Origin of the sequence: Pseudidiomarina aquimaris, assembly GCF_003987395.1 — a bacterium.
In the GTDB taxonomy this organism is placed as follows: Bacteria; Pseudomonadota; Gammaproteobacteria; order Enterobacterales; family Alteromonadaceae; genus Pseudidiomarina; species Pseudidiomarina aquimaris.
This window is the reverse complement of sequence record NZ_PIPT01000001.1, coordinates 211,508-236,218: the sequence shown is the minus strand read 5'-3', so window position 1 is coordinate 236,218 and position 24,711 is coordinate 211,508. Positions and strand designations below refer to the sequence as shown.

The 24,711-nt window shown below is 49.5% G+C and carries 22 protein-coding genes; 8 read left to right on the top strand and 14 right to left on the bottom strand.

All coding sequences use genetic code 11. The features are described 5' to 3' along the window. Window positions 1–9 precede the first annotated feature (9 nt). Both CWE21_RS01155 and CWE21_RS01150 read right to left on the bottom strand, forming a co-directional pair. On the bottom strand, window positions 10–1,617 hold the full coding sequence (locus CWE21_RS01155; protein ID WP_126832360.1) for an ABC transporter permease family protein: 1,608 nt from the start codon (window positions 1,615–1,617) through the stop codon (window positions 10–12). Continuing rightward, window positions 1,614–2,744, bottom strand: a complete 1,131-nt coding sequence (locus CWE21_RS01150; protein ID WP_126832358.1) for an ABC transporter substrate-binding protein — start codon at window positions 2,742–2,744, stop codon at window positions 1,614–1,616. Before CWE21_RS01150 ends, CWE21_RS01155 begins: the two co-directional genes overlap by 4 nt. 82 nt (window positions 2,745–2,826) lie before the next feature. Here CWE21_RS01150 and CWE21_RS01145 point away from each other — a divergent pair, with 82 nt between their 5' ends. After that, window positions 2,827–3,558 carry a DUF1499 domain-containing protein gene (locus CWE21_RS01145; protein WP_241970188.1) on the top strand — a complete coding sequence of 244 codons (732 nt, stop codon included), beginning with the start codon at window positions 2,827–2,829 and terminating at the stop codon, window positions 3,556–3,558. Window positions 3,559–3,579: 21 nt separating this feature from the next. Next, window positions 3,580–4,710, top strand: coding sequence for a peptide-methionine (R)-S-oxide reductase MsrB (gene msrB / locus CWE21_RS01140; protein WP_126832356.1), 1,131 nt, complete (start codon window positions 3,580–3,582; stop codon window positions 4,708–4,710). Here the strand turns inward: msrB and ggt are convergent. Next, window positions 4,707–6,476, bottom strand: a complete 1,770-nt coding sequence (ggt, locus tag CWE21_RS01135) for a gamma-glutamyltransferase (protein WP_126832354.1) — start codon at window positions 6,474–6,476, stop codon at window positions 4,707–4,709. The genes msrB and ggt overlap by 4 nt on opposite strands. Before the next feature lie 103 nt (window positions 6,477–6,579). Between ggt and CWE21_RS01130 the strand changes: the two genes are divergently transcribed. Next, complete coding sequence (locus tag CWE21_RS01130) at window positions 6,580–7,212, top strand: rhomboid family intramembrane serine protease (protein ID WP_126832352.1); 633 nt, start codon at window positions 6,580–6,582, stop codon at window positions 7,210–7,212. A 1-nt stretch (window position 7,213) separates the two neighbouring features. On the opposite strand, the gene CWE21_RS01125 is transcribed toward CWE21_RS01130, so the two are convergent. From CWE21_RS01125 to gyrA, 11 genes are all read right to left on the bottom strand, one after another. After that, window positions 7,214–7,534: a ComEA family DNA-binding protein gene (locus CWE21_RS01125; protein WP_198675037.1), complete on the bottom strand. Its 321-nt coding sequence runs from the start codon at window positions 7,532–7,534 to the stop codon at window positions 7,214–7,216. Between the two features lie 97 nt (window positions 7,535–7,631). Beyond that, a complete protein-coding gene (gene pyrF, locus CWE21_RS01120; protein ID WP_126832351.1) occupies window positions 7,632–8,330 on the bottom strand; it encodes an orotidine-5'-phosphate decarboxylase in 699 nt (232 codons plus the stop codon). Next, window positions 8,331–9,488, bottom strand: coding sequence for a lipopolysaccharide assembly protein LapB (gene lapB, locus CWE21_RS01115; protein WP_126832349.1), 1,158 nt, complete (start codon window positions 9,486–9,488; stop codon window positions 8,331–8,333). Next, complete coding sequence (locus tag CWE21_RS01110; RefSeq protein ID WP_126832347.1) at window positions 9,481–9,744, bottom strand: lipopolysaccharide assembly protein LapA domain-containing protein; 264 nt, start codon at window positions 9,742–9,744, stop codon at window positions 9,481–9,483. The genes lapB and CWE21_RS01110 overlap by 8 nt, the downstream gene beginning before the upstream one ends. Before the next feature lie 100 nt (window positions 9,745–9,844). Then, window positions 9,845–10,129 carry an integration host factor subunit beta gene (gene ihfB, locus CWE21_RS01105; RefSeq protein WP_126832346.1) on the bottom strand — a complete coding sequence of 95 codons (285 nt, stop codon included), beginning with the start codon at window positions 10,127–10,129 and terminating at the stop codon, window positions 9,845–9,847. Window positions 10,130–10,174: 45 nt separating this feature from the next. Continuing rightward, the gene (gene rpsA, locus CWE21_RS01100; RefSeq protein ID WP_126832344.1) at window positions 10,175–11,851 is read right to left on the bottom strand and encodes a 30S ribosomal protein S1; all 1,677 of its coding nucleotides are present in this window, start codon (window positions 11,849–11,851) and stop codon (window positions 10,175–10,177) included. A gap of 108 nt (window positions 11,852–11,959) precedes the next feature. Next, the gene (gene cmk, locus CWE21_RS01095) at window positions 11,960–12,664 is read right to left on the bottom strand and encodes a (d)CMP kinase (protein WP_126832342.1); all 705 of its coding nucleotides are present in this window, start codon (window positions 12,662–12,664) and stop codon (window positions 11,960–11,962) included. Between the two features lie 114 nt (window positions 12,665–12,778). Further along, entirely contained in the window at window positions 12,779–14,059 is a 1,281-nt protein-coding gene (gene aroA, locus CWE21_RS01090) for a 3-phosphoshikimate 1-carboxyvinyltransferase (RefSeq protein WP_126832341.1), read from the bottom strand. A gap of 1 nt (window position 14,060) precedes the next feature. Beyond that, window positions 14,061–15,161 (bottom strand): histidinol-phosphate transaminase, encoded by a 1,101-nt coding sequence (hisC, locus tag CWE21_RS01085; RefSeq protein ID WP_126832339.1) that lies wholly within the window; start codon window positions 15,159–15,161, stop codon window positions 14,061–14,063. A 44-nt stretch (window positions 15,162–15,205) separates the two neighbouring features. After that, complete coding sequence (gene serC, locus CWE21_RS01080; RefSeq protein WP_126832337.1) at window positions 15,206–16,291, bottom strand: 3-phosphoserine/phosphohydroxythreonine transaminase; 1,086 nt, start codon at window positions 16,289–16,291, stop codon at window positions 15,206–15,208. Between the two features lie 7 nt (window positions 16,292–16,298). Then, window positions 16,299–18,956: a DNA topoisomerase (ATP-hydrolyzing) subunit A gene (gene gyrA / locus CWE21_RS01075; RefSeq protein WP_126832335.1), complete on the bottom strand. Its 2,658-nt coding sequence runs from the start codon at window positions 18,954–18,956 to the stop codon at window positions 16,299–16,301. A 168-nt stretch (window positions 18,957–19,124) separates the two neighbouring features. Here gyrA and ubiG point away from each other — a divergent pair, with 168 nt between their 5' ends. From ubiG to yfaE, 5 genes are all read left to right on the top strand, one after another. Further along, on the top strand, window positions 19,125–19,853 hold the full coding sequence (gene ubiG, locus CWE21_RS01070) for a bifunctional 2-polyprenyl-6-hydroxyphenol methylase/3-demethylubiquinol 3-O-methyltransferase UbiG (protein WP_126832333.1): 729 nt from the start codon (window positions 19,125–19,127) through the stop codon (window positions 19,851–19,853). Then, on the top strand, window positions 19,850–20,518 hold the full coding sequence (locus CWE21_RS01065) for an HAD family hydrolase (RefSeq protein WP_126832331.1): 669 nt from the start codon (window positions 19,850–19,852) through the stop codon (window positions 20,516–20,518). The genes ubiG and CWE21_RS01065 overlap by 4 nt, the downstream gene beginning before the upstream one ends. Before the next feature lie 357 nt (window positions 20,519–20,875). Next, the gene (gene nrdA, locus CWE21_RS01060) at window positions 20,876–23,215 is read left to right on the top strand and encodes a class 1a ribonucleoside-diphosphate reductase subunit alpha (protein ID WP_126832329.1); all 2,340 of its coding nucleotides are present in this window, start codon (window positions 20,876–20,878) and stop codon (window positions 23,213–23,215) included. An 18-nt stretch (window positions 23,216–23,233) separates the two neighbouring features. Next, entirely contained in the window at window positions 23,234–24,364 is a 1,131-nt protein-coding gene (gene nrdB, locus CWE21_RS01055) for a class Ia ribonucleoside-diphosphate reductase subunit beta (protein ID WP_126832327.1), read from the top strand. A gap of 5 nt (window positions 24,365–24,369) precedes the next feature. Continuing rightward, window positions 24,370–24,630, top strand: a complete 261-nt coding sequence (gene yfaE, locus CWE21_RS01050; protein WP_126832325.1) for a class I ribonucleotide reductase maintenance protein YfaE — start codon at window positions 24,370–24,372, stop codon at window positions 24,628–24,630. Window positions 24,631–24,711 lie beyond the last annotated feature (81 nt).

Genomic DNA, 24,711 nt, shown 5'->3' with positions numbered 1-24,711 from the left:
TTGTTGTCTCTATTTAACACGCCGCGAAGCTAAAGCCACGAATATATTTCCGCACAGCAAAATCGCCGCAAGAGCCAGTAACCACAATAACAATGCCGCAACCGCCGGCGCTTGCAGCTCCGCGCCAGAACTGAGCACGACTAACTCAGTGGTAAGGGTGCTTAAATAGCCTTGCCCTAATAACAAGGTCGGCACGTACTGGGCGATACTCACCAAAAAACTCACTAAAAAAGCATAACCAATGGCTGCCGTTAACGCCGGACGTTTGAAGTACCACCAACTTTGCCAATAGCTGAAGCCTAAACTTCGCCCCGTGGTTAAATGCGCTTGCGTCACCGCCCGCTCGGCTGGCGCATAACTTAGATAAGCATAAGCAAAGGCAAACCAAGCGTGGGCATATAACGTAAGCCACCATGAACCAGCGGCTGAAAGTGCCGAAAATGGAAGCCAGTCAGTTTGCAACCAAGCAAGCACTAATGCCGTTTGCGGTACTAACAAAGCCCCCATGAAGACCACATCGGGGTAGTCACGTCCCCGCGCCCGTTGCCATTCCCGACAGACTATCAAAGCCACGCTTACCAATACCGCGGTTACAAGCCCCAAAGCCAGTGTTGTCAGTAATGGTGAGGCTAGGCGCTCGAGTGTGTTTGCCGCTGCTTGCCATGACCACTGTTGCGCCACTAACGCCGGATGAAACCACCCGTTACCCACGCTCAAGGCCACTAAGGCCAAACCGCTCGCCAACGTGGCCGCAAACAGCAGCCAACGTAGCCCTTTCACAAAAGTGATCAGCCCTATTTCGCGCCCGCTTGTGCGGCTTTTCCGAACGCGCGCCAAGCGCCATCTGGCGATTTGCCAGATTAACTTTTCTTGAGCATACAGCCAGCCAACCGCGATCATCGTAAGCGCCAACAATAACCACAAACCTTGCGCGGCGAGCTCGCGGCTTAGCGGGTCAAATTGCTGCTGCCAACTTACTAAGAGTGGTCCCAATAACGGCGGGTTTAACGGCCCGGCAAGCGTGGCAATATCGACCACGCCGACACTATAAATCGCCACCGCTATCAAGAGCAGACGCATCGCCCGCAGCCATGGCGGAAACACTAACAACCACCAGCTGTGCCAATGCGACGAAGCAAGGCTGCGGCCCTGCATTAACCACTGCTGGTAAGGTAACTGCAATAACTGTTGGCGTCCGAGCACGACCAAGAAAGGGGTTTCTTTAATAATTAAGATGAGCGTAAGCGTAATTAGCGACTGTTGCTCGAGCCATGCCCATGGCCCTGGAAGAAGACGGTCGAACCAGCCAAACGGGGTAAATAACCACAAAAATGCTACTGCAAAAGCTAAGTGTGGTGCCGTAAAGGTTAGCGCCCACAATTTACTTGGCTTATGTTGTTCAGCGAACAGTATAAGACTCGCCAAAACCGTACTCAGGAGTGTTGCGAACAATCCTACGGCGAGCGTTTGCAAAGTCGCACTTAAGATCCCGGGATAAGCCCAAAGCGCTGCACTTCCGAGCGGTAGCTTAGCACTTAATCCGGTTAGACTTAGCAACCAGGGTAGCAGTAATAAAGCTGCTAAAAACGTAGTCACAAAATAGCTGCGAAACTTCATCGTTGATACCTCGCAAGCCACGCTTGTTCTAAAATCTCATTCCATGACACATGTGGTTCTGGATGGCTTGCGACTAACAAGCTGGTGGTGTCTGCAAGGCGCACAACACTTGGGTCTGCCCAGCCTTGAGGTTGTGCTTTCTCACGCTGCGCGTCTGGACTAAGCAAAAAATTGATCACACGTAGCGCCGCCGCTTGGCGCTGACTTGCGGTGGGGATGGCCAGATAATGAAAATTCGTCAAGGCACGGTTGCCCAAACTGACACTGCGGGCATCGGGGGCAAGCTTCTGTTGCAACTGTAAGGCACGCACCTCGTTCGGATTAAAGGTAATACTATTATCGAGAACGCCTTGATTGTATAGCTGGCGCTGCCGTCCGGCGCTGATAGGAAATTCCTCTCCAGTGCGCCACAAATGGGGGTGCAGTTGATCAAGGTACTGCCATAATGGTTGCAGTATTCGTGTCGCCGTGGCCGGCTCTGCGGGTTCCAATAACAGCTCAGTGTCATCGATAAGCTGAAAGGCCAGTGCTTTCAACCAGCTTGTGCCGTGAAATGAAGGTGGTTTTGGGTACGAAAAGCGTCCTGGGTGCAGTCGGGCGAGCTGGTAAAATTCCTGCGAACTTAACACTGCTTGCTGTTCGCCCAACAAGTCGTTGCGGAGGATCAGTTGCAGTTGAGCAATGCCCCAAGGTAACTCATACCCCTCTACCGGCGTACCAAAATCAATTTGCCACTGTAAATCCTCACGCAGTTGGTTCGCATTTGGTACTTTAGCTGGGAGATCTCCCACCAGTTTGTTGGCATGCTTTAATGCCGCGAAGTTTTCGCCGTTGATCCACAGTAAGTCGATTGCGCTGGTCTGATTTTCCTCTGACGCTAGCAATAGAGCCACGGCCTCACTGATGTCGGCTACTTTAACATGTTGCAAATCGATAGCATGTGTCTGAGCCAGTTCCTTTTTGGCCCATTGAATATAAGCGTTGACCTCGGCTGAGCCGCCCCATGCATAAAAGCGCACAGTTTGCGGTTGTTGACCCTGGGTCTCTGCGTGCACGTTTACTTGCAATAGCACGCTAAGCCCCAGCAGTACGAGCAATGATCGTAAGATTGGTTTTAGTTGCTGCACCTAGTTGGGACTTCCTTTGCTTCTGATCTAGAGTATAGTCATGAACGTAAACGCTAAAAAATTAGACTAACTGGAGCGCGTCATGATTCGTAAACTGGGTACCTTGCTGGTTATTGTTGGCATTCTCGCCGGCTTTCTCTTGCTTGTTTCAGGTCCATTGTACCGTTGGCAGTGGTTGGACTTAGGAACCGCCTTTCTACTCTTACGTTGGGCTGCCTACATTGGTGTCGCAGCAACCGTTTTAATTATTATTTACTTGATTTGGCAACGCCCTCGCGGAATGCCACTCGCCGTGCTCACCTTCGCTGCAGTTATCGGGTTTATCAGCTTTTACCTACCCTACCAACAGTTGCAGACCGCGCGCTCAGTACCACCGATTCACGATATCTCAACCGACCTTGAGAATCCACCGGTGTTTGTCGCGGTTGCTAAGGAACGCGCCAATGCGCCCAATCCCGTTGAATATGCTGGCGAAGAAACCGCTAATCAACAGCGTAAAGCCTATCCTGATGTTCAACCACTGGTGCTTGAGAGCGACTACGAGAGAGTTTTCTCTGCCGCTTTAGCAGTGGTCAATGACCTTGGCTGGCAGTTGGTCGCCAGCGACTTAACTGAGGGCCGCATCGAGGCGACCGACACCACGTTTTGGTTCGGCTTCAAAGACGATGTAGTGATTCGAATTGATAATGGCGCTGATCAAGTCCGTGTCGATGTACGTAGTAAATCACGAGTCGGACGCAGTGACGTTGGTAAGAATGCCGATCGCATCATGCAATTCATGCAACAACTTCGGGAGCAACTCGCTGCGCAGTAACACGGTTATTGTGGAGGTTGTATGACAAAGCGAGGTCTTAACATCATGTGGTTGGCAGGCAGTGGCTTCGCGCTGCTGGCTGCCCTACCTGTTAATGCCGCAGAAGAACGTGTTGCAACGTTCGCTGGCGGCTGTTTTTGGTGTGTTGAGAAAGCTTTCGAAGAGGTCCCTGGCGTGCGTGAAGCCGTTTCTGGTTATGCTGGAGGCGAAGAAGAGAATCCTACCTATGAACAGGTATCACGTGGCCTAACCGGCCACACAGAAGCTGTACAAGTATTCTACGATCCTGCGGTTGTCAGCTATACGGGTCTTATTCAAGCTTTTTGGCGGATGATGGACCCAACCGATTTAGCTGGACAGTTTGTCGACCGCGGTAAGCAATACCGTCCAGTTATCTTTTACCACAATGAGCAGCAGCAACGTATTGCGCAACGCGAGCGCCTCCAGCTCGAAGCGATGCGGCTGTACGACGAGCCCGTGGTGATTCCAATCGAACCTTTCACCACCTTTTACGAAGCCGAAACCTATCATCAAGACTATTATAAAAAGAATCCCGTTCGCTATTGGGTCTATACCAACAACTCAGGTCGTTTCCAGTTTACCGAAGAAGCTTGGGGCAGTAATTATGAGGTTGATTACACAAGCTTCAAAAATGAACCTGAAGGCAAGGAAACAGACAATGAAGAGAGGTCAGCCATGAACTTTGAAAACTTCACCAAACCCAGTGCTGAAGAACTTAAAGAGCAACTGACTCCAATGCAATATGCTGTCTCGCAGCAAAACAAAACCGAGCGAGCTTTTCAGAATGAGTATTGGGATGAAGAACGGCCTGGGATCTATGTCGATATTGTTAGCGGTGAGCCACTCTTTTCATCGGCTGACAAATTCGAATCGGGTACTGGCTGGCCAAGCTTTACCAAGCCCATCGACGAGGACTTCGTCGTCACCAAGAAAGATCGTTCATGGTTCATGACGCGAATTGAGGTACGCAGTCGCTATGGCGACTCGCACCTTGGTCATGTGTTTGAAGATGGTCCGGCACCGACAGGTCTGCGTTATTGCATGAATTCAGCCGCCATGCGCTTCATTCCGTTAGAAAACATGGCAGCTGAAGGTTACGCTGATTATATTCCGTTAGTCAAAACGGATTAGTCTTGCGCGCTTAAAGCAACCCCTTCGCGGCGAGGGTCAGCGCCGCCTAGCAAACGCCCATCCGGCAAGATTGTAATACCATGCAGGCCACTATTGAGGTCCGTAACGCGGGCCTTGTGGCCTTTCCTTTCAAGTTTACGCTGCAACTCAGCCATGGCCGTGCCTTTCTCTAACGCAGTGTAATTGTTGAGATTGGTGATATGCGGTAGATCAATCGCTTGCTGCATGTTTAATTGCCAATCAAGTAAACCAACCAGCGTCTGCGCTACATAATTAATAATCCGCGCGCCACCTGGCGAACCCACCACATGGATTAAATCATCACCCTCGGCGTCAAATACCATCGTCGGTGACATTGAACTACGCGGGCGTTTACTGCCCTGCACTCGATTCGCAATCAGCTTGCCATCAACACTTGGCACAAGGGAAAAGTCAGTAAGTTGATTGTTTAACAAAAAGCCACTGGCCATGACTGCTGAGCCGAAGCCCATTTCAATACTGGTCGTCATGGATACTGCGTTACCTTGGGCGTCAACGATGGAAATATGGCTTGTGTTCGGAAATTCTGGCGACTGATCGTCGGCGAACGCGAGCGATTTAAACTCGCCGGGTACCGCTTTGTTTAAATCACGGTTACCAATACGACGCGAACGTTCTGCTAGATAGCTCTTTTGCAGCATGTGCGTCATGGGCACATCGACAAAGTCTTCGTCGGCAATGTAACGATTACGGTCGGCAAAGGCTAAGCGGGAAGCTTGGGTAAAGTGATGAGCGAACTCAACACTGTCCGGTTGCCAATTTGCCACGGGGAAATTCTCGAGAATACCTAAAATTTGCAATACCGTGAGTCCACCTGAACTTGGCGGTCCCATACCGCAGACGGTGTAAACGCGATAGCCATTACACACCGGTTCACGCACAATCGCTTCATAGTTTGCTAAGTCTTCAAGGGTTAGCAAACCAGGGGAACGTTCACTGGAATTAACCGCCGTGACTATTTTCTCGGCAATTGGGCCTTTGTAGAAAGCATCAGTACCTTGCTCAGCAACAAGCTTCAACGCCCAAGCCAGCTCAGGGTTTTGCTTAATTGTACCTGCTTGTAACGCTTGTCCATCGGGATAAAAATAATCGGCGCCCGCTTTCATATTCGGTAAGCCAGGATTTAATTCCATCTCCAACAAAAGCTCGAGACGTGGGGAAACCGTGAAGCCTTCTTCTGCGGCAGTAATAGTGCTGGCAAATAGCTCTGACCATGCGGTTTTACCCCAACGTTGGTGTGCCAGTTCTAGCCCTTTAAGCACACCCGGTGTACCTACTGAGCGGCCGCCAACGACCGCGTCCCAGAAGTTTTCAGGGGGTTGACCATTGGCATCTAAAAACAAGTCTGGTCCGGCTGTTGCAGGGGCTTTCTCACGCGCATCAATGGTATAAAGCTGTTTGCTTTGATTATCCCAATACAAAATAAATGCGCCGCCGCCAATTCCAGAAGATTGTGGCTCGGTCAATGTCAGCATCGCTTGCACGGCAACAGCTGCGTCAATAGCACTGCCCCCCTGTGCAAGAATCTCTTGTCCTGCGGCTGCGGCTTGTGGCGTTGCCGCAGCGACCATGTAATCACTGCCGATGGCGGCATCTTTAGCGATAATTCCAGTTGCAGCTTCTGGCTCGCGTTTGTCACGCTGGGCTTGTTGCTCCGTTGTATCCGTGCAAGCACTTAGCGCAAATGCCGAAGAAAACAGCAAGACCGCTAACATCTTAGGTTTCATAATCCTTCCTTTGCTGTTGATAACAGTTTACAGGGGGTAAGCTCGCTTCTATCATAAAGGGCTTAACTGCTTATCTCAACGCTGAAAGGTATATCTACGACCTATGTCTGACTCGATGTCTGCGCGCCCATCAGATCCTATCCAAGTTATTATTTGTGGCTTGGTGCTCGCCGCTATCACGATATGGGCTTATTACTTTCAATTTGAGTACGCTAACCTGCTCGAGGATTTCGACTTCGCTGGCGAGCTGGTCTGGCAAGAGCCATGGCGGCTATTGACTGCGCACTTTCTGCATTTGACGACGATGCATTGGTTGCTCAACAGTTTAGGTCTGCTCTTACTGACGGTTTTATTCGCGCGCTATTTCACCGTGCGTACTTACCTAAATGCGCTGATCTTAATCACTCTAGGCAGCTCGGTCGCCTTGAGTTTACTCGGTTTTGAACAGCGTTTTGTTGGCCTTTCGATAGTGAATCACGGGTTACTGGTGATGGGCGTATTGCTCGAGCTACAAGCTGCAAGCTCATCAACGCAGCGTAAGCTTATGTTTTTCATTCTTGTTTTAGTCGCCGCTAAATGGCTTGCCGAGCTTTTCGGTGTCTGGCAAAGCTTTTTAGCAGTCGGACAAGTTCAGCATATTTGGCTGCTGCATGGTCTCGGAATCCTTTCCGGCATCCTTGCCTGGTGGCTACACAACCGCCGCCTTGCCAAACTTGCCCAACTGGAAAGCGAGTAAACTAGAGCTCAATGCGTTCTTTGTTGAGCTCAATCAAACGTGGACCGATCCCCTTCACTTGCATCAACTGATTGGCATCGGTAAAACCACCCAATTGTTCGCGCAGGGCAATAATTGCCTCAGCCCGGCGTTGCCCCACTCCGGTAAGTGACATGGCGAGCTCGGCAGCGCTAGCGGTATTAATATTAACTTTGACCTGTTGCTGCTGAACCGCTTGCATCGGTTGGGTAGGTTTTACAGTAGTCAACAAAGGCGCGGCGTTGACTGTGGTTGAGGTGACCGCACCGACGAGCACTGCGGTCCATAGAGTTTTCCGTAACATAAACTAAGCTCCTTGTAGATAACTGCACAGAAACACTGCATAAGCAGTACAAGAAGCTTAGTTAAGACGCACTAAAGTAGCGAGCTGTGATAACGGATTAAGCTGTGAGAGAACTTAGTATTTGTTTGACTGCCAAAGCAGGATCGTCAGCTTGAGTAATGGGCCGACCAATGACTAAATACTGGATCCCTTGCGCCGCTGCATCAGCAGGAGTCATGATACGACGCTGGTCGCCCTGCTCACTGCCAGCCGGTCGAATGCCGGGCGTCACCAAAGCAAAGTCGCGACCACACTGTTGTTGCAGTATTTCCGCTTCTTGCGCCGAACAAACAACGCCGTCAAGTCCGCTCGCCTGAGTCAGCTTGGCTAACCGTACCACCTGCTCTGCCACACTGACATCAAGCCCTACGCCGTGTAAATCTTCCTCAGTCATACTGGTTAAGACGGTAACCGCAATCAGCAGTGGACGTTGTGGAAGGTCTTGCAATGCCTCGTGCGCCGCCCGCAGCATGCGCTCGCCACCCGACGCATGCACATTGACCATGTAAACACCCAGCTCGGCCGCCGCTCGTACCGCTTTTGCGACGGTGTTCGGGATGTCATGAAACTTCAGATCAAGAAATACTTTAAAGCCTTGCGCCACTAATTTGCGCACAAACTCGGGGCCAGCGGCGGTAAACAGCTCTTTGCCGACCTTTACGCCGCATTGTGTTGCGTCAAGTTGTTCCACAAGCGGCCAAGCTGCATCGGCATTAGGATAATCAAGGGCCACGAATACAAACGGCTGAGTGGTCATTTAATCTCCATCTAATCCAGTAATAGGTTTAATTTCACCCCAAACGCGGCACGACGGACAGTGCCAGTAAAGGGTACTACCAGCAAAGCCACAATGGCGACAACGGTATTTCGGCCGCTGTTGGAGCTGTTGCTGTACAAGCTTTTGTAATATTTGCAAACTGTCACGTGCGCGCCCCACATCCGCCGCGCGAATATGAAAGTCCATCAACTGGTGAAAGCCCTTCATGGTCGGATTACGAAGTAACGCAGCTTGCATAAATTGTTCTGCTTCTTCAATTGAACTATTTTTCGCAATGGCCTCAGAAAGCAGCATCGCTGCAGTAGTTGAGTTGGCCTCGCTCACACACTTGTGCAAAAACTGAATAAAACCAGCTTCGTCGCCTTGGCTCTCAAAACAAGCGCGCAGAATTGGCAGTGCTTCTGAAATGAACGCAGGATCGGCATCGAGAATCGCCATCAAAATCTTTTGCGCTTTGCTGTGCGCCCCCTGCTCATACCACATACGACCCAGCGCCAACGCGGCACGCACATTTTCCGGCTCATGCTTACGGGCCTTCTGATAATATTTCTCGCTCAACTCTGGGTCATCTTGCAAGCTGGCAAGCTCACAGTAAAGTTGTGCCACCAAGGGCTCAGCGCTGGCATCGCGACGTGCGAGTTTCAGTGCAACTTTGATTGCTTTATCCCATTCATGGGTGGATTCATACAGCTCAAGCAAGTAGCGCTGACAGGGCTCGGCAAATTCCTTGTCATTTTGCATCGCTAAGAGCATTTCTTCGGCGCGGTCAAAGATGCCTGCGGCAAGATAATCTAAACCGAGCTCAAACATGGCGAGGCGGCGTTGACGTTCACTAATGGTAGGCCGGGAGGTCAGATTCTGGTGAATCTTTATTGCGCGGTCGACTTCACCACGGCGCCGAAAAAGCTTGCCCAGTGTCCAATGGGTCTCGAGTGTATCGGTGTCGACATCAAGTAATTGGATAAAGAGATCAACTGCTTTGTCAGGCTGATCCGACAACAATAGATTCAAGCCCGTTACATATTGTTTGGAAAACTCTTCTTGCTCACGTCGGTCCTCATTGCGAACGCTGTTGCGTCCCATAAACCAACCATAGGCGGCGGCGACCGGTAAGAGCAGGAACAACAACTCAAGCATTCGGCTGCTCGCGTTGGGTGACCTGTTTGCGCAGCTTGCGGTTTTCGTTGCGCAGCGCTACCTGTTTCGCCGCCATGGCCGCAAGACCAAGTAGAAAACCCAGCCCAATAAAAAGCCCGGTGAGAACGGCAACAGGTAAAGTGATTTCACCAATGATGAAATTAAAAGAAATCGCATGTTTGTTTAGTGCGCCAAAGGCAACAGCTAATAAAAACATAAGAAGTAAGGGAAGACCAATGAATATAAAACGCAGCATTACAAGTCCTAGTGCTTAGTTTGAGCGCAACTCATAAAAAAACGGCATGCCTAACTATAGCATGCCGTTTTGCTGAACTCGACGCGAAATTAACGTCCGTCTAACTGATGTTATCTACGCGTTCACGTAGCTCTTTACCGGGCTTAAAATGGGGTACGTATTTACCATCAAGCTCGACTTTCTCACCAGTTTTCGGGTTACGTCCAACGCGCGGTGCTCGATAATGCAGTGAAAAACTACCAAACCCTCGAATTTCAATTCGATCGCCACCAGCAAGCTGTTGTGCCATTTGTTCGATAAGCTCTTTCACCGCATCTTCTACCTGACGTGGAGAAAGCTCTGGATACAATGCCGTTAACTGTTGAATCAGTTCCGATTTTGTCATCTTAAGCTCCTCTGTTATGCGTCAATACCGAGCACACTTACGTTCTTAGTCGTCGCTTTTCGCTGCTTTGAAAGCTTCCGCCATTGCGTTAGTGAAGTCGCCTTCGTCCTGCTGCTTGTTCACTGACTCAAGTGCTTCTTTCTCTTCCGCTTCGTCTTTCGCTTTGATTGACAAGCTCAGAGTGCGGTTCTTACGATCAACGCCCATGAAACGTGCTTCAACTTCGTCACCAACTTTCAACTCAGTTGTTGCATCTTCCACGCGATCACGCGAGATATCTGCTACGCGGATATAACCTTCAACGCTTTCGGCTAATTCAACTTTAGCGCCCTTGGCATCAACTTCGATGACCTTACCAGTAACAATAGCACCTTTTTTGTTGGCCGCCAGATAATTGTTGAACGGATCTTCTTCTAATTGCTTGATACCTAGAGAGATACGCTCACGCTCTGCGTCAACTTGAAGGACAACTGCAGTGACTTCGTCGCCTTTCTTGAATTCACGTACAGCTTCTTCAGCTGCAGTGTTCCAGCTTAGGTCTGACAAGTGAACAAGACCGTCGATGCCGCCGTCAAGGCCGATGAAGATACCAAAGTCAGTGATTGACTTGATCTTACCGCTAACTTTTTCACCTTTGTTGAAGTTCTTCGCGAACTCTTCCCAAGGGTTAGGCTTGCACTGTTTCAGGCCAAGTGAAATACGACGACGTTCTTCGTCGATTTCAAGAACCATAACTTCAACAACGTCATCCAAGTTAACAACTTTAGATGGGTGAACGTTCTTGTTGGTCCAATCCATTTCAGAAACGTGAACCAAACCTTCAACGCCTTCTTCGATTTCAACGAAGCAGCCGTAGTCAGTTAAGTTGGTTACGCGGCCTTGCAGACGGTGCCCTTCTGGGTAACGTGCTGCGATATCTGACCATGGATCTTCGCCCAATTGCTTAAGGCCAAGTGATACGCGCGTGCGCTCACGGTCAAACTTAAGTACTTTAACGTTGATTTCATCACCAACATTAACCACTTCACTTGGGTGCTTAACGCGCTTCCAAGCCATATCAGTGATGTGCAACAAGCCATCCACGCCGCCCAAATCAACGAACGCACCGTAGTCAGTAAGGTTCTTAACGATACCCTTAACTTCTTGGCCTTCTTGCAAGCTTTCAAGCAGCTCTTCGCGCTCAGCACTGTTTTCAGTTTCGATAACAGCACGACGTGAAACAACAACGTTGTTGCGCTTCTGGTCAAGCTTGATCACTTTGAATTCTAAATCTTTGTTTTCTAGGTGCGCAGTTTCGCGAACTGGACGAACGTCTACCAAAGAACCTGGCAAGAACGCACGTACGCCACCTAAATCAACTGTGAAACCACCCTTAACTTTACCGCTAATAATACCGGTAACAGTTTCTTGGTCTTCGTAGGCTTTTTCCAACTGCAACCATGCTTCGTGACGCTTGGCTTTTTCGCGTGACAAGATTGTCTCGCCAAAACCATCTTCAACAGCGTCCAAAGCAACGTCAACTTGATCGCCGATGTTGATTTCAACTTCGCCGTCAGAGTTACGGAATTGCTCTACAGGGATAGCACTTTCAGATTTCAGGCCTGCGTCTACTAATACAACGTCGCGGTTGATAGCTACGACAGTACCTTTAACGATTGAACCTGGGCGGGTTTCGACCTCTTTGAGGCTTTCTTCAAACAGTTGTGCAAAATTTTCGGTCATATGAGTTAACTTACTTCAGTTAAGTACATCCACCAAACAGTCCTGTGAGATGGGGTTGTTAGAATCAATCTGTTGGCTTCCGTGCTACAGACCCCTAAGTTGGCGAGGTTACGAGCTCGCCTTCTCAGTATTTGTTAGCTTGCCGTGGGCAAAGCGTAAGATTTGATCCACCACTTCATCGATGCTCAAATCTGTCGAATCTATATAAAGCGCATCGTCGGCGGCTTTCATTGGCGCTACCGCTCGATTTGCATCGCGTTCATCACGTTCTTCGATTTCGGCGATTAATTGGTCGATTTTAGCAGTAAAACCTTTCTCTAGCAATTGTTTGTAGCGGCGTTGGGCGCGTTCTTCAGCACTTGCGGTAAGAAATACTTTCGCTGCCGCCGAAGGAAACACCACAGTGCCCATATCACGTCCATCGGCAATCAATCCAGGCAGCTCTTTAAATGCCCTTTGGCGGCGCAATAGCGCTTCACGAACCCGAGGTAACGCAGCGATTTTCGACGCCATATTACCAACGGCTTCAGTGCGAATCGACATGGTGACGTCTTCACCCTCAAGGATGATATGCGTCAGCGCTTCATCGCTTTCCACCTCGAACTTGACGTCGAGATTGCTAGCTAAAGCAACCAAACTCTCTTCGTCTTCAGGGGCAAAGTCATGATGCAATGCAGCTAACGCCAAAACACGATAGATCGCGCCACTATCCAGCAAATGCCAGCCTAGGTTTTCCGCTAAAATGCGGCTGACTGTGCCTTTTCCGGCCCCACCTGGGCCATCAATCGTAATGACTGGAATCGAATCGGTCATAGCATCCTCTAGCAACTAAAAGCGCCGCAATTATACGGATTTGCCAGAAAATTGCATCTCAATTAGATGAAGCTTTACAGAATAGTTAATGACAGTTTGCGTAAAAGCATGATTTTACCCACACAAACGGGCAAACTCGGCAAAGTAATTTGGATAGGTTTTAGCGCAACACTGCGGGTCTTCAATGGTCACACCCGCACCACTAAATCCTAACAGTGAGAAGCACATCGCCATACGGTGATCGTCGTAGGTCGCAATCTGCCCGTGCTGAATTTCCGCAGGTGGCTGTATGCGAATAAAGTCTGCGCCTTCTTCGACAGTTGCCCCGCATTTGCGTAACTCGGTGGCCATCGCATGCAAACGATCAGTTTCTTTGATACGCCAATTGGCAATGTTGCGAATACAGGTTTCACCTTCGGCGAACAAAGCTAACGTGGCAAAGGTCATCGCCGCGTCAGGAATGGCATTGAGATCGGCATCAAGGCCCTTTAGCTTGCCGCCCGTCACTACTGCATACTCTTCGTGCAGCTCGACGTTACCGCCCATCTTGCGAAGATAGTCGACAAAAGCAATGTCGCCCTGAATACTTTTGCGCCCCACCCCGTACAGTGTCAGTGGCCCACCACCTAACACACCCGCTGCGAGCCAGTAACTCGCAGCACTCGCATCACCTTCAATCCAGTAACGCTCTGGACTCGTATAAGTTTGTCCGCCACGAATCACGAACTGTTGTGCTGAAGTTTGCTCGATAACAATGCCAAAGCTTTCTAACATTGCCAAGGTAAGCTTGATATAAGGCCACGAAACCACGGTACCGGTTAGTTCCAGCACGCTATCCTCAGCTAACAACGGCAAAGCCATTAAAAGTGCTGAGATGTATTGACTTGATGCGCTCCCGTTCACTTGCACGGTACCGCCATGCATGGCTTGTGTTAGGACTAAAGGTGGATAGCCGTCAGTCTGCAAGAAGCGAACACCTGCACCCGCTTGCTGCAATGCCTTCGTCAGGTCCAAGATCGGACGCTCTTGCATGCGTGCGTCACCGGTTAATTCGATTGGCTGTGTCAGGGTTGCTGCGAGCACCGCGGTGAGCGGTCGCATTGCCGTGCCTGCGTTACCGAGGTAAAGCTGCCGTGGTGCCGCTGTCCAGCGTCCACCGTTGCCAAGCACGCGTAACGTAGTCGGGGTCACCTCTTCAATCACTACGCCTAAGGCGCGCAGGGCCTCTAGCATACGTTCGGTATCATCACTGCGCAGCATGTGGCGCAGTTCTGTTACTTGCCCTGGGGCACATAACGCCGCCATCAATAATGCACGGTTGGCAATACTCTTTGAGCCAGGCAAATCCACCTCGCCGGTACAGCGCGATAGCCCCTTTAAGACAAGCGTTTCCACGTTACAACAATTGCTCCATAGCACGTATAAAGGCTTCGTTTTCTTCAGGCAAGCCGATACTCACGCGTAAATGGCGTGGCAATTCATAACCAGCGACAGGCCGCACAATGACACCGGCCTGCAATAATTGCTGGTATATTTCGCCAGCATTATCACCCACTTCTATGGTTAGAAAGTTGCCGTGCGAAGGGATATACGGTAAACCATGCTTGTCACAAAAGGCCACCAGCTGTTCCATACCTGCTGCGTTGACCGCGACCGATTGTTGCAAGTAGTCATCATCGTCAATTGCAACTTCAGCGGCACGTAAGCTTAAGCTGTTCATATTGAAAGGCTGCCGCGCGCGGTTCATTAAGTCTGCCACTTCTGGGTGCGAGACCATGTAGCCAGCACGCAAGCCCGCAAGGCCATAGGCTTTAGAAAAGGTGCGGCTGACTAATAGATTAGGGTATTGCGCAAGCCACTCGAATGACGGCGCACGTTCTGCTTCACTAACGTACTCGTAATACGCTTCATCCAGCACTACCAAGACATTGGCTGGTACCTTGGCAAGAAACGCTGAAAGTTCGTCAGTCGTCAGAAACGTTCCCGTCGGATTATTTGGGTTTGCGATAAAAATCATCCGAGTCTTGTCAGTAATCGCCGCCAGCATTGCCTCAAGGTCATGACCATAATCTTTCGCCGGCACAGCAACACCCTTTGCACCAATAGCTTGGGTGACTAGCGGATAGACAACAAAAGCGTGTTGCGAGAAGATCACCTCATGGCTGTCGTTAACAAAAGTACGGGCAACCAATTCAAGGCAATCGTTGGAGCCATTGCCTAAGGTGATTTGATTTGCCGCGATACCGAACTTTTTGGCCAGTTTCGCTTTCAAGTAGAAACCATTCGCGTCTGGATAGCGCGCTAACCCAGAAAGTGTATCTTGCAGTGCAGCTCGCACTTTTGAACTTAAACCGAGTGGATTTTCATTCGAAGCAAGTTTCACAATGTCACTGATCCCAAGCTCGCGCTCAAGCTCTTCGATCGGTTTACCCGCTTGATATGGCTGCAGATTTCGTACGCCTACATTGGCAAGTTGTTTCGCATCAAAAGTCGTCATAGCGTTGTTCTTTTATAGTTAAATCTACGAGTAAGAAGTAATCGTTAAGCGTGCTTTTGTTCAAATTCACGCATGAAGCTAACGAGTGTTTCGACACCCTCAAGCGGCATCGCATTATATATACTGGCGCGCATGCCACCCACATAACGGTGACCCTTCAGCCCCAACAGCCCTTGCTTTTCCGCTTGCGCAAGGAACTCACTATCGAGCTGTGCGTCGGCAAGTAAGAAGGGTACGTTCATTTTGGAACGAAAGTCAGGGTGTACCGGATTCGAATAGAAGTCAGAACTGTCAATATACTGATACAGCAGGTTGGCTTTCCGCTGATTCAATTCGCCCATCGCAGCAACGCCGCCTTGCTCTTTTAACCACTCAAAGACCAAGCCAGAGAGATACCACGCCCAAGTATTCGGGGTGTTGTACATTGAGCGTTCTTTGGCTTGCACTGTGTAGTCCATAATCGTTGACGTGGTGCCTTGTGCGCGGCCCAACAAATCATCGCGAACAATGGCTATAGCAAAACCAGACGGACCAATGTTCTTTTGCGCGCCGGCATAAATAATGCCAAATTTATCAACGGGTAATGGCTCTGAAAGAATGTTCGAAGACATATCAACCACTAACGGCGCAGCGACTTCAGGGATGGTGTGCAAAGCGAGGCCATCAACGGTCTCATTCGGACAGTAGTGAACGTAAGCGGCGTCTTCACTCAATTGCCATTGCGCTACTGGAGTAAGCGCACGGCCTAAATCAGTATCGATAACGCCGCCAATAACATTCACTTTGGCGACAAATTTTTGCGCCTCACGGATCGCAAAATCGGACCAAATGCCGCCATTTAGGTAGTCAACAGTATCATTCGGGCCCGCGATATTCTGCGGTACCGCGGTAAACTGGCCACGCCCACCACCATGCATAAACAACACTTGGTAGTTATCGGGAATAGCCATCAAATCACGCAAATCTTGTTCGGCCTTGAAGGCCATCTGCATAAAGGCTGGATCACGGTGACTGATTTCCATCACCGAAATCCCCGAGCCCCGCCAACTTCTTAGTTCTTCTTGCGCGCGTTGCAATACAGCAGCTGGCAACATCGCCGGACCAGCAGAAAAATTATACGGGGCTGACATAAGGCCTTTATGACTCCTCAGAATTGGTGTTGTCGTCGCTTGCCTCGGCGTCGTCGGTTACGTTCGCCTCAGCACCTTCCTCGGGCAACTCGCCATCCAGCATTTCACCGTCGAGGACTTCATCTTCATCAATGTCGTCAATCCGTTGCATGCCGACCACTTTCTCGTCACCACCGGTGCGAATCAAGCGCACACCTTGGGTGTTACGACCGACAATTGAAACCTCGTTGACGCGGGTGCGGACCAAGGTACCTTTGTTGCTGATCAGCATGATTTGGTTGGTATCGACGACTTCCATCGCACCTACAACAGCACCGTTGCGCTCACTGACCTTGATCGAGACCACACCTTTAGTGGCGCGACTCTTCGCTGGATAATCGGTAATCGGAGTGCGCTTACCGTAGCCATTTTCAGTCACTGTCAGAATAGTCGGAACTTCATCTTCAATGGTGCGCGGAACAATCAGCGACACCACACGCTGGCCTTCTTCAAGTCGAATCCCCCGAACACCAGTCGCAGTGCGCCCCATTGAGCGTACTTGATCTTCGCTAAAGCGGACCACTTTGCCTGCATCCGAGAACAACATGACTTCGTCGCCTGCCGAGGTCATATCGACGCCGATCAACTCATCTCCTTCGTTCAGATTCAGTGCAATAATACCGCCACTACGAGGACGCGAGTAGTCAATCATCGGGGTCTTTTTCACAGTACCGTTACGCGTTGCCATCAAGATAAATTTATCTTCTGGATAGTCACGGGTCGGTAAGATAGCTGTTATGCGCTCATCGGCTTCAAGCGGCAATAAGTTGACGATCGGACGGCCACGCGAGGTGCGGGTCGCCAGCGGCAACTGATAGACTTTCATCCAATAAATGCGACCTCGGGTCGAGAAGCACAAAATCGTATCGTGGGTGTTAGCAACCCATAAGCGCTCGATGAAGTCTTCGTCTTTCATCTTCGTTGCCGCCTTACCTTTACCACCACGACGCTGCGCTTCGTATTCGGTAAGCGGCTGATATTTCACGTAGCCGTGGTGCGACAGGGTCACCACCACGTCTTCTTCGTTAATCAAATCTTCCATCGAGATGTCATGTGCTGCGGCAGTGATTTCTGTCCGGCGAGCATCGCCGTACTCCGCTTTAACCTTCTCGAGTTCTTCGCGAATTACTTCCATCAAGCGCTCAGAACTATTCAAGATATGCAGCAACTCTTCGATTTGTTGCAACAGACCTTTGTATTCATCAAGGATCTTCTCGTGTTCGAGGCCGGTGAGCTTATGTAAGCGTAAGTCAAGAATAGCTTGCGCTTGCTCTTCGGTGAGGAAGTATTGGCCATCACGAATACCGTACTGCGGGTCGAGATGGTCTGGGCGCGCGGCATCAACGCCGGCCCGCTCTAACATGCTCGCTACGTCACCAAGGACCCACGAACGACCGATCAGTCCTGCTTTTGCTTCGGCAGCGGTTTGCGAGCGACGGATCAGTTCGATGACTTCGTCGATATTCGCTAGCGCAATCGCAAGACCTTCAAGGATGTGTGCACGCTCACGCGCTTTGCGTAATTCATACACCGAGCGACGGGTGACCACTTCACGGCGGTGAAGGATAAAACAGTCCAGCATGTCGCGTAAATTGAACAGGCGCGGCTGATTCTTATCAAGCGCAACCATATTGATACCAAACACCACTTGCATTTGGGTGTTGGCATAAAGATGGTTCAAAATAACTTCGCCCACTTCGCCACGCTTCAGCTCGATGACGATACGCATACCGTCTTTGTCTGATTCATCACGCAGGCCACTGATGCCTTCGAGGCGCTTTTCTTTGACCAGCTCAGCAATTTTTTCGATAAGTTTTGCTTTGTTAACTTGATAAGGGATCTCGTTAACGATAATCGCTTCGCGACCGTTTGCGTCGGTCTCGATTTCCGCTTTGGCGCGCAAGTGGATACGACCACGGCCCGTTTTATAGGCTTCTACAATACCCGCACGACCTGAAATCGTTGCTGCAGTCGGAAAGTCTGGACCAGGAATATATTCCATCAGCTCTTCGACGGTGATGTCATTGTTATCAATCATGGCCAAACAGCCATCAATGACTTCGCTTAGGTTATGCGGCGGAATATTGGTCGCCATACCAACGGCAATACCTGACGAACCATTGACGAGTAGATTCGGTACACGCGTCGGTAGTACATCTGGAATTTGCTCGGTGCCATCATAGTTAGGCACGAAATCCACGGTTTCTTTGTCGAGATCTGACAATAATTCGGCGGCGATTTTCGCCATACGGATTTCGGTGTAACGCATTGCTGCTGCCGAATCACCGTCTACCGAGCCAAAGTTACCTTGGCCATCAACGAGCATGTAGCGTAGTGAAAACGGTTGCGCCATACGCACGATGGTGTCGTAGACCGCGCTATCACCATGCGGGTGATATTTACCGATCACGTCACCGACAATACGGGCCGACTTTTTATAAGGTTTGTTGTAGTCATTGCGTAACTCGTTCATGGCGAACAAAACGCGGCGGTGCACAGGTTTCAAACCATCACGCACATCTGGCAAGGCCCGGCCGACAATGACACTCATGGCATAGTCGAGGTAGGAACTTTTCAGTTCATCTTCAATATTGACCGGAACGACTTCTCTGGCGAGATCACTCATAGTTATATCCCTAAACGATCTGTCTTTCTTATAATTGTCTTAGGCGCATCATTGTACCCTTAGCGCTGCGCCCTCGCATCCTTTTTTCCGACGCATTTTGAGTTGTGCTTTTTTTGCGTCGCTAGCTTGAGTACACTGTACCGAGTTTTTTCACGAAGCAGAAGTACTATGGCGCAATCCGACAACGTTGATCTGAAAGAAATTGAAAAATTCAGTGCCCTTGCCTCCCGTTGGTGGGATCCTGAGGGCGAATTCAAACCGCTCCACCTTATTAACCCGTTGCGTGTCGATTTTATCCAGCAGCAGTGTGACGGCGTGTTTGGCAAACGCGTGCTCGATATCGGCTGCGGTGGTGGATTAGTGACCGAAGCCTTAGCGCGAGAAGGCGCACAAGTCACTGGTATCGATTTGGCCGAGCAGTCACTGCAGGTGGCTCGATTACATGCCTTAGAGAGCCAACTCAGTATTGACTATCATTGCGTAGCGGCGGAGACCTTTGCCGAACAGCACGCCGATAGTTTTGACCTCGTTACCTGTCTCGAGATGTTGGAGCACGTACCTCATCCTGAAAGTATCGTGCAAGCCGCGGCTAAGCTCGTAAAACCAGGTGGCACCTTGGTCTTCTCGACACTCAATCGCAATGTGAAGTCGTGGTTGCTAGGCATTGTCGCCGCCGAGTATGTGCTGCGTTGGGTGCCGAAAGGTACGCACGAACACGCTAAATTTATTCAACCGGCAGAACTATTGCGTATGACCGATGCTGTTGGCGCCAAACCACTCGCGATGACAGGTATGCACTACTTACCTTGGCGCGGTTTTTATCTTGACCCCAGCAATGTCGACGTCAATTACATTGTCGCGCTGCGTATGCCAACGAGTGAAACCACTGACGCATGAGTAATAAAGTAGAAGCAGTTCTCTTTGACCTGGACGGAACGCTCCTCGATACCGCAGCGGACATGGGCGCGGCTCTTAATGCAGTGCTGCTTGAGGAAGGCCGTCAACCGGTCGGTCCGGAGGTAGCACAAGCATTGGCATCGCATGGTTCAAGAGGTCTACTGGAGTTCGCTTACGGCGCAGACTTCCAAGCACGCAAAAGCTATCTACGCGAGCGCTTCTTAAGCCACTACAGTGCCGCTATTGTCGCCCAGACTAAACTTTATGAGGGCGTAAAGGAGGTTCTTGCGTCGCTCCATAAGCATGGACTGCAAACCGCAATTGTTACCAATAAGCCAGCAGGGCTCACCGAGCAATTGATGCCCTACTTTCCTGAGTTAGAAGCAATTAAGGTGCGCGTGGGCGGTGACACGCTCCCGGTCGCTAAACCTGACCCTGCCCCTATCTTACATGCCGCCGCAATGCTTAACGTCGATCCGACCCGCTGCTGGTACGTCGGTGATGCGGAGCGGGACATCATTGCCGGACGCGCGGCCGGCATGCAAACCGTATTAGCGCGCTACGGCTATTTTATCGCTAGTGACACACCTGAATTGTGGGGCGCTGATATGGAAATTCAGCAACCTATCGAATTGCTCGATTTTCTAAACAAACACCATATTTAGACGGCGGACCTTTCATCGTCACTATATCTTGTGTAGGCGTTGATTCATCTAGCTTAGAGCGTTGATCTATTAGCAACGCATTTATAAGAGCAAAAAGTTATTTATAAAAAATTTTTAGTGCTTGCTTTTGCGGAAAGTCTTGAAGCACAAGACCTTGCGAAAGACTTACGATTACACGCCGACTTTTGCTCTAGTAAAATAACAAAATCACGCTTGATCCCCATGCGATAAGTGCTAGCATACATAGCATCTATCCAACCCAAGATATTGTGTATTTTTCACACGGAATGCCTATTCCATACCCATATCTTGTGGTACCAACAAAGAAACATAACGATAAATTGGTGGGTGCGCCGCATGAATCAAAAGCTTTTTGTTACTAAACGCAGTGGTGAACGTGAACCTCTTGACCTCGATAAAATCCATCGCGTGATCAGTTGGGCTGCTGAAGGCCTCGACAATGTCTCGGTTTCAGAGGTTGAAATCAAATCACGTATTCAGTTTTACGACGGCATCAAAACTGAAGACATTCATGAAACCATTATTAAAGCGGCGGCCGATCTTATTTCAGAAGATGCGCCAGACTATCAATATCTCGCTGCACGCTTAGCGATTTTCCATTTGCGGAAACTTGCTTACGGTGAGTTCGAACCACCGCACCTGTATGACCAAGTCAAATCAATGGTCGCTAGCGGACGTTATGATAAACATCTTTTAGACGACTACAGCGCGGAAGAGTTTGAGCAAATGAATGGTTTCATTGACCATTCACGTGACCTTAACTTCTCTTACGCGGCAGTGAAGCAGCTCGAGGGCAAGTACCTGGTACAAAACCGCGTGACGGGTGAAATCTTTGAGAGCGCTCAATTCCTCTATGTTCTCGTGGCGGCATGCTTATTTGCCAACTACCCGCGTGAAACGCGCTTGGACTATGTTAAGCGGTTCTACGACGCGACTTCAATGTTCAAAATTTCGCTACCAACGCCGATCATGTCGGGGGTTCGTACCCCGACACGGCAGTTTAGCTCGTGCGTATTAATTGAAGCGGGCGATAGTCTCGATTCTATCAACGCGACCGCAAGTGCCATCGTTAAATACGTGTCACAGCGCGCCGGTATCGGTATTAATGCAGGTCGTATCCGTGCACTCGGCAGTCCGATTCGCGGCGGTGAGGCTTTCCACACCGGTTGCATCCCGTTCTATAAATACTTCCAAACAGCAGTTAAGAGCTGTTCGCAAGGCGGTGTCCGTGGCGGTGCTGCCACCCTCTTCTACCCAGTTTGGCACTTAGAAGTTGAGAGCTTACTGGTTCTGAAGAACAACCGCGGTGTTGAAGAAAACCGTGTACGTCATCTTGACTACGGCGTGCAGTTCAACCGTTTGATGTATCAGCGCCTCGTAAAAGATGACTACATCACCTTGTTTAGCCCATCCGATTGTCCTGGGCTCTACGATGCATTCTTCGCTGACCAAAACGAATTTGAGCGTCTTTATGTGCAGTACGAAAACGACGACTCCATTCGTAAGAAGCGTATCAAAGCGATCGAACTGTTCAGCTTGTTCATGCAAGAACGTGCGAGCACGGGCCGTATTTACTTGCAAAACGTCGACCACTGCAACACCCACAGTCCATTTGATCCTAAGGTCGCGCCAATTCGCCAAAGTAACCTGTGCTTGGAAATCGCCTTGCCAACGAAGCCATTGGCCCACGTTAACGACGAAGAAGGTGAAATTGCTCTGTGTACGCTTTCAGCCTTTAACTTAGGTGCTATCAAGTCACTTGAAGACCTCGAGGAAATGGCCGAATTAGCAGTGCGCGCCCTTGATAGCTTACTCGATTATCAAGAATACCCAGTGCCAGCAGCGCGTAATGCGACCATGGGTCGTCGTACCCTCGGTATTGGCGTCATTAACTTTGCTTACTACTTGGCGAAGAACGGTGTGCGCTATTCAGACGGTTCAGCTAACGGCCTCGTTCACCGCACCTTTGAAGCGATTCAATACTACTTGATGAAAGCTTCGATGAATTTGGCGAAAGAAATGGGCGCATGTCCTAAATTCAACGAAACGACGTACGCTCAGGGTATTATGCCGATCGATACTTACAAGAAAGATCTTGATGCAGTATGTAACGAACCTTACCAACTCGATTGGGACCAGTTACGTGCTGACATCAAAAAGTATGGTATGCGTAACTCCACGCTGTCAGCACTGATGCCGTCGGAGACTTCTTCGCAGATTTCCAATGCCACCAACGGTATTGAACCGCCGCGCGGTCATATCAGTATTAAAGCTTCAAAGGATGGTGTAACCAAACAAGTCGTACCTGACTACGAACACCTGAAAGATGCCTATGAGTTGTTATGGACGATTCCAAATAACAAGGGTTACTTAGAACTCGTAGGTATCATGCAGAAGTTCGTTGACCAAACGATTTCGGCCAATACCAACTACGACCCAAGTAAGTTTGAAGGTGGCAAAGTTTCGATGAAGCAATTGCTACAAGATTTGCTCTATGCATACAAACTCGGGGTAAAAACGCTGTACTACCACAACACCCGCGATGGTGCATCGGACAACCAAGTTGACTTGCGCGATAAAGTCGACGCTAAACAGCGTGAACAAGAGAATCAACAAGCGACCGTGGCCGTCACTGAAGAAGATGACGATTGTGCCGGCGGCGCATGTAAAATCTAACAATAAGGCGCTAACAGCATGAGTTATTCAACGTTTAATAAAAATCAGATCAACCCACTACAGGAGCCGATGTTCTTTGGTAACTCGGTGAACGTAGCGCGATATGATCAGCAAAAACACAATGTTTTTGAAAAGCTCATCGAGAAACAAATTAGCTTTTTCTGGCGTCCTGAAGAAGTCGATGTAAGTCGTGACCGTGTCGACTTCCAAGGGCTAACCGACAGCGAAAAGCATATTTTTATTTCTAATCTTAAATACCAAACACTGCTCGACTCGGTGCAAGGACGTAGTCCGAATATCGCGTTATTACCGATCGTTTCGATTCCAGAACTCGAAACCTGGATTGAAACCTGGTCGTTTTTTGAGACGATTCATTCGCGCTCTTATACGCATATTCTTCGAAACCTCTTCACCGATCCGAGCCAGGTTTTTGAAGACATCGTGATTAACGAAGAAATTCAGAAGCGTGCGAATGATATTTCACAGTATTACGATGACCTGATTTTCTACACGCAGCTATGGCAAACCCATGGTGAAGGTGAAATCGAGGTTGATGGTGAAGTTCATAACGTCACTATGCGTAATCTCAAGAAAAAACTTTTCTTGTGCATCAACTCGGTGAATGCGCTAGAAGCGATTCGCTTCTATGTGAGCTTCGCCTGTACGTTCGCTTTTGCTGAGCGTGATTTGATGGAAGGTAACTCGAAAATCATTCGTTTGATTGCCCGTGATGAAAACCTACATCTCGTCTCAACACAAAACATCCTTAACTTGTGGCAATACGGTAAAGATGACCCAGAAATGAAAGAGATCGCTGAAGAGCTACGCGAAGAAGCCTTAGCGATTTTCATGAAAGCGGTTGAGCAAGAAAAAGAGTGGGCGCATTATTTATTCCGCCATGGTTCAATGATTGGCTTGAATGAAGATATTCTCTGCCAATACGTTGAATATATAGCGAATATGCGTATGGAAGCCATCGGCTTTGATGCTCCCTTCAAGCAGCGTAGTAATCCTTTGCCATGGATGAACAAGTATCTCGTTTCTGACAATGTTCAAGTTGCGCCACAAGAAGCTGAAATCACCTCCTATTTAGTGGGCCAGATCGATAGTTCTGTGAGTGCCTCTGATCTAGGAGACTTCGAGCTGTAACGCCAATGAGCAAAACTTTTAAAGTACGCGTCAACGGTCAGCATGAGCTGACCGTTGATCCATCCGCAGGATCACTTTTAGAAGCTTTGGAAGCTGCAGGCATCGAAACACGCTTTCACTGCCGCGACGGATTTTGCGGAGCCTGTCGCACCAAGGTAAACAGTGGTGACATCGACTACATCAATGAACCGCTGGCCATTGTTCGTCCCGGCGAGTGTCTAGCCTGTTGTTGCATCCCAGCATCCGATTTAGATATCGACCACTAATCGTTACGGCCGATTAGCTCAATAGATACAGATCATTAGCACCTTTGCTAGATTTCAGGCAAAATAAGCATCAATACGTTG